This window comes from Pseudomonadota bacterium, from assembly GCA_034660915.1.
Classification (GTDB): Bacteria; Desulfobacterota; Anaeroferrophillalia; order Anaeroferrophillales; family Anaeroferrophillaceae; genus DQWO01.
The window spans coordinates 1-6,032 of record JAYEKE010000017.1 but is presented as its reverse complement, the minus strand read 5'-3'; the positions used below and the strand labels follow the sequence as shown (position 1 = coordinate 6,032).

Annotated in this window: 6 protein-coding genes and 2 pseudogenes; 1 reads left to right on the top strand and 7 read right to left on the bottom strand. The window is 50.2% G+C overall.

What is annotated here, in order from left to right:
• Positions 1-250: mechanosensitive ion channel (locus U9P07_00750; GenBank protein MEA2107935.1), on the top strand; the 250-nt coding region annotated here is incomplete at its 5' end.
• Positions 251-336: 86 nt separating this feature from the next.
• On the opposite strand, the pseudogene rhuM reads toward U9P07_00750, so the two are convergent.
• The 7 genes and pseudogenes from rhuM to U9P07_00715 all read right to left on the bottom strand — a co-directional run bounded on the left by rhuM (position 337) and on the right by U9P07_00715 (position 5,569).
• Positions 337-638: pseudogene (gene rhuM, locus U9P07_00745) on the bottom strand (RhuM family protein).
• A 105-nt stretch (positions 639-743) separates the two neighbouring features.
• Positions 744-995 carry a hypothetical protein gene (locus tag U9P07_00740; GenBank protein ID MEA2107934.1) on the bottom strand — a complete coding sequence of 84 codons (252 nt, stop codon included), beginning with the start codon at positions 993-995 and terminating at the stop codon, positions 744-746.
• Positions 996-1,012: 17 nt separating this feature from the next.
• On the bottom strand, positions 1,013-1,786 hold the full coding sequence (locus U9P07_00735) for an HD domain-containing protein (GenBank protein ID MEA2107933.1): 774 nt from the start codon (positions 1,784-1,786) through the stop codon (positions 1,013-1,015).
• Positions 1,787-1,859: 73 nt separating this feature from the next.
• Positions 1,860-2,033: pseudogene (locus U9P07_00730) on the bottom strand (response regulator).
• 67 nt (positions 2,034-2,100) lie between these two features.
• Entirely contained in the window at positions 2,101-4,755 is a 2,655-nt protein-coding gene (locus U9P07_00725) for a response regulator (GenBank protein MEA2107932.1), read from the bottom strand.
• Positions 4,752-5,216, bottom strand: a complete 465-nt coding sequence (locus tag U9P07_00720; GenBank protein ID MEA2107931.1) for a manganese efflux pump — start codon at positions 5,214-5,216, stop codon at positions 4,752-4,754. The genes U9P07_00725 and U9P07_00720 overlap by 4 nt, the downstream gene beginning before the upstream one ends.
• Positions 5,210-5,569 carry a hypothetical protein gene (locus U9P07_00715; protein MEA2107930.1) on the bottom strand — a complete coding sequence of 120 codons (360 nt, stop codon included), beginning with the start codon at positions 5,567-5,569 and terminating at the stop codon, positions 5,210-5,212. Before U9P07_00715 ends, U9P07_00720 begins: the two co-directional genes overlap by 7 nt.
• Positions 5,570-6,032 lie beyond the last annotated feature (463 nt).

Below are 6,032 nucleotides of genomic sequence, written 5' to 3'. Positions count from 1 at the left end.
CCGGCAGGTACTGGATGATCTGATCAGTAAAGACAGCAGAATCCTGAACGATCCCGCACCGATGGTGGTGGTGGGCGAACTGGCCGACAGCAGTGTGAATTTTGTTGTCAGGTTATGGGTGAACAGCACCGATTACTGGGGCGTTTACTTTGATACCACCGAAGTGGTGAAATTGCGCTTTGACGAAGAAGGAATCTCTATCCCCTACCCCCAGCAGGATGTACATATGTATCAGCATCAGGGACAATAAACCCTGCCCGAAATCCATGAAAATATGAACAGCCGCCTCACTCTTATAGGACGGCTGTTCTTTGTTATCCTCCGGAATGGCTCAATTCAACAATGCTGAATTTCCCTGAGCTTGTTCCGCAGCTGCTTGATTACCCGGTCAAAATCACTCTCGAAAAGGCGGTCCTGCACAATGCGGTACTTTTCAAATTCATCCCGGGCATGGGTCTTGGCCAGCTTGGCGGTCACCTTCCGCTGCCCTGCAGAATCTCACGATCATCAAACTCCAGGAACATATCCAGGCGCCTGGACCAATCTTCCATGGTCATGAGGATTTTCCGCCTTGCGCGCTCTTCGGCCAGATCCAGATAGGCGTTGACGATGCGTCCCAGTGACGCCAGCTCATCCTTATGATAAAACGTAATGGCGTGTTGGATCAGTAGGTCCGGTTCCGGCTTCTTTGATTAAACCTTTGTCGGTAAATGCTTTTAAGTCTCGCTGCAAACTTCTTCGGTTCACTTCCGGGCAAAGTTCTTCAAAGTCTTTGATAGTGAGTTTCCCGGATCAGCTTTGCCGCCTCGGACTCCCTCAACCAGCTTTCGATGAATCTCTCGAATCATTCCTTCGCTAATCGGATCACCGCTATCCAAACATTCGGATACAAATTGAAAAGCAGACCGGTAATTCAACAATTCTCTGGTATCATCCGGATCGGCTTCAGGTACAGCTTCGCCTTTCCACAGGCATTCAGCCTGATCCAATGTCAACCTTGTTCCTTAAAGAGTCACTTTGCATCACTCATCTGCTCATAGATCTCGGCAAACCGGGATTCCACCGCCTTGAAGGCCTCGATCACCGTGGGGTCGAAATGCCGCCCGGTGCCTTCGAGGATGATCCCGCGGCTCTTTTCATGGGAAAATGGTTCTTTGTAGGGGCGTTTACTTCTAAGGGCGTCATAGACATCTGCCAGGGCCATGATGCGGCCGGCCAGGGGGATATCCTCTCCCGCCAGCCCGTCGGGATACCCGGTGCCGTCCCATTTTTCGTGGTGAGAGCGCGCGACAGCGAGTCCCATGTTCACAAAAGCGTTGTCCGGATCCGTGCAGTGTGCGGCCTGCAGGGCATTTGCGCCGATCACGGTGTGGGTCTTCATGAGCTCGAACTCCTCGGCACTGAGCTTGCCGGGTTTCAGGAGGATGCTGTCGGATATGCCCACCTTGCCGATATCGTGCAGGGATGCGGCGTGAAAGATGTTTTCCACATAGTCGTTGTTGATATCCTTTTCATAAGGCGAATTATGCCCCAATTGCTCGGCGATGATCCTGCATAAAGTGCGCGTGCGCTCGATATGCTGCCCTGTGTCGTCGTCCCGGTATTCCGCCAGCTTGGAGACCGCCAGGATGGTGGCCAGTTGCGAGACAGAGATTTGCCGGACCTTTTCTCGCACCAACTCTTCCAGGTGCAGGTTGTGCCTCTCCAGTTCGAGACTCATTTTGCGCAGGCGCAGGTGTGTTTCCACCCGGGCATGGACCTCCTCGAACCGGAAGGGCTTGATCACGTAATCCACCCCCCCCTTCGGCAAAGGCCTTGACCTTGTCCTCGGTTTCCCCCAGGGCGCTGATGAACAGTATGGGGATCTCTTGCAGGGCCTCATCGGCCTTGAGGCGTCTTGCGACCTCGAAGCCGTCCATCTCCGGCATCATGATGTCCAGCAGGATTATATCCGGGAGATTCCTGGCCGCGGCATTCAGGGCCATCCGGCCGTTGGGGAAGGCCAGCACCCTATAGCCCCTCTCCTGAAGCATGTCCCTGAGAAGATTGAGATTTTCCGGGGTGTCGTCCACCACCATAATGGTTGCGGTAAGTTCCTGATCATCCATTGTCATTTCCTCCATTGTTAAGCAATTTCTCCAGCGTTGAGTAGTCGTAACGGTCGGCCAGGGCCTTCAACCCCTGGGCCGCGTCCCTGTCCAGGGGCTCCACCTGACGGATCAGCTCCAACAGCCGGGTTATGTCGCCCTCGGCCAGGGCCTCCAGCATGGGCTGAACCAGGTCCCGGGGAAGCGCGGCCAGGTCTTCCGGCGCAAGGTCCCTGGCCCTGGGATGTTTTTGGGCCCCGGCGGATTCCTCCTCATACACGAAGCTCAGGCCAAGATATTTCCCCAGGACCTCGTAAAACTCCTCTTCCTGAAAGGGCTTGCTGATGTAAGCCGAGGCCCCGGTGGCCAGGATTTCTTCCTTTTGATCCTTAAATGCCTGGGCAGTCAGCGCAATAACGGGAGTGGCCCGGCCCGCCTGGGTGGCCTTGATGCGCCGGGTGGCCTCGTAGCCGTCCATGACCGGCATGCGCATATCCATGAGCACGGCATGGGGGGACCACTCCTCGAAGATCTCCACGGCCTCCCGGCCGTTTTCCGCCTCCCGGATCTCGAACCCCAGGGGCAGCAGCAGGGCGTGCAACAGGTCGCGGTTGGCGGCATTATCGTCCACCACCAGGATACGCACGGGGTCTGTCCCGGAGGCAAGTCCTGCCACGCGACGGGATTCCCGAGGTTCTTTCTCATGGGCTTTGGCCGGCTCACACAACAGGTCAAAGCAAAAGCAGCTGCCCTTGCCCGGCTCGCTTTCACAGGTGATCCCGCCGCCCATCATCTCGGCGAGCTGCCTGGAGATGGCAAGCCCCAGCCCGGTACCCCCGGCCCTTGCCCCGGCTTGGGCCTGGCTGAACGTATCAAAGATCCTTTCCAGGTCCGATTGGGGCATCCCCGGGCCGCTATCCTCCACCTCAAACACCAGGTGCAGGGATTTGTCCTCCCCTTCTGTCCGTCCCTGGACAGGCTCGCTTCGCACCCCCAGGGCAACCCCGCCTTGTTCGGTGAACTTGACCGCATTGCCCAGCAGATTAACCAGGATCTTGCGCACCTTGTCCTCATCTGCACGAACATGGGAGGGCAGACCTTCATCCCGGCCCATAGTTAACTGCAGGTGCCTGGCCTCGGCCCGGGTTCGAAACATCATCTCCAGGTCGCCCAGCAAGTCCTGCAAGGAAAACACGCTCGGGGAGAAATCGATCTTTCCGGCCTCGATCTTGGAAATATCCAGGATATCATTGATGAGTCCCAGCAGATGATTGCCGCTGCGGCTGATGGCACTGACATGCTCTGATTGTTTGTGAGTCAGGGAAGGGTCACGTTCCATGACCTGGGCAAAACCCAGGACAGCGTTCATAGGGGTGCGGATCTCGTGGCTCATATTGGCCAGGAATTGGGATTTGGCCTGGTTGGCGGTTTCGGCCTGCTCCTTGGCTTTTTGCAGATTTTCCTCCGCCCGCCTGCGATCTGTGATGTCCTCATAAATGCCTACGGCTCTACGAGATTTACCATTTTCATCTCTTTCAAAACCTTTACCTTTACCCTTTATCCATTTATAAGAACCATCTTTGCATTTGAGACGAAACTCTACTTCGTAAGGCTCGGCATTTGCCACATATTCTTGAATTTTTGGGACAATTGTTTTCCGGTCTTCAGGATGCATTAAACCTGTCCATGTCTCTTTTAGCATGGGAAGTTCACCCGGTTCATAGCCAAGCATCGTATAGTAGCGTGGACTGAAATAAATATCATCAATTTCCATGTTCCAGTCCCAGAATCCATGTTCGCCGGCATTCATTGCCAGTTCCAGACGTTCTTGATTTTCTTTTAATTCTGCTTTCGTTATATTCAACTCACGTTGCCGCTCAATCATAAATGCGGAAAGTCCGATAACCGGCATTGCATAGCTCAGAACATTGGCAATATGCGCTACATCAAAAAAGATATCGAAAAGCTGTTTGGAAAAAGACATGTATATTTGACCGCCAAAATTCAGGAGCAAGGCCAAAATCAGGAAATGTGAGAATACATCATTCGTTACTTTAAGCCGCTTGGTTACAAGAACAAGAGCAGTAAGAAACACAATTGCCGAAATAAAATCAACAGGTCGGGATATCAACTTCTCCGGATAAATAAATTGTGGCAGCGGAATCTGGAATGCGATATAAGTAAAAAGCCCTCCAAGCAACAGGCTGGCAGGAATCAATATGCACATTATTTTTTTCCGCTGGTGTTTATCATCAACAATCCTTTCAAAAAGAACAGCCCCTATTGCGAACAGAGCGAGTAACATTCTGCCGACGACATAGGTTCCCGGAATAAATTTGCTAAAGTCAACACCAGAGGCAGCCCAGATTCTATTAAAAGCGAGAAAGCCATGTACCAGGTCTTCACTGCCGGCGATAAAGAAGCCCAAACCCATGATTAGAAAGGCTGTGTTATGATTGCTATCGAAATAAATAATGCAGATAAATCCTGCTATAATCGCAATCAGGGAACCGGTCATCTCAATAGTTGCGTGAACATCGCTCGAACTTATCCATGATGAAGAAAAAACAAAAGGAGCAATAGCAATGAACAGCATTGCAACAATGACATACTGAATAGTCTTGTTCCGATGTAAACCAGTTGATGGGTTTTCTGAATTGTATATCATTTTTTAGTTCCAATTCTGTTTATAAAATATGAAAAAAAATAACCTGTTAATGCAGCCCCGGTACTGATTAGCCCCATGCTGATGAGCGCTGCAGGTAATTGAGTATTAACCAGATAATAAGCATAACCGATAACAAAGGCATCAAGAGATGCAAAAAAGATTATTACGGTCAAATTCATAATTGAAGAAGTGCCATTCTGATTGACCTGCCCCGGTTGATATAGTTTTGTGAGTAAAATCCCTCCGATAATAAAAAGAATAAAAACAGATATGAAAACTGCCGTTGGTACCCATGGCCTTATCTGCGCGGCAACTCCCCAGCCGGCAAGACACATGAGAATATGAAAAAAAGGAGCAATCACAATACACAACCACCGCAATTTCATTCGGGAAGGCGCTAACGAAAGCAGCAGGAATACGTCGATATTGGCAATAAGGGCAAAAGAAATAGTCTTTAACATATATTCTTCTCTGCATCATTTAAAACATAGATATCATTATCGTTGTCGTTATTGATAAACGAAAAACTTGTCTGAATGAATTCAAGATCGATCTTTGTCCTGGTCCCGATGCCGGTGGATTCGGCAAAATCACCGCCTGTAATTCCCCAGTGACTGCAAATCGGCAGGCATAAATCTTCCGGTAATGACCCCATAGCCCGGGCAAAGGTTTTGCCTTCCGGTGCGTTGGCAACCAGAAAGATGCAGTCAGCGCCGCTTTGGGCAATTTCACGAAGCATGATACGGACGGCATTCTCATTGATGCCCCAATTGAACCATTTGGTCACTGCCGGTGCTAACTGATTTTGTTTCAATGCGGCACTCATTGTTCTGTGGTTTGATTTACCCCAGCCTGTATCCTCCAGTAAAAGTGCCGGTTTTTTGAAACCACGATGCTTAACGGCGTGTTCGGCTATCACATAACCAGCCTTATGCTAAGAATCAAATAGTGTAACGGGTATTTTTTACCCAGATTTTCAAAATAGTGTAACGCCTTTGGCAGCTATTAACAAACTCCAGGGATGCCAACGAAAAGCTGGATAGGCGGGGTATTTATTAAATTTTTGGGCGGGGTAAGCAGCGGGATGTCTGCCCGTTACACTATTTTGTCACTGATAGAAATTTAGCGTTACACTATTTGATTCTTAGCATAATTATTAATTTTTGGGAGTTTCTAAAACTATAGCAGACATTTACATTTCTCAGAAGTTAATAATTAACCTCCTCATTTATTCAGTACCTGCCTGACAATCCTGGCAAGCTCCTTTTGCTTAACCG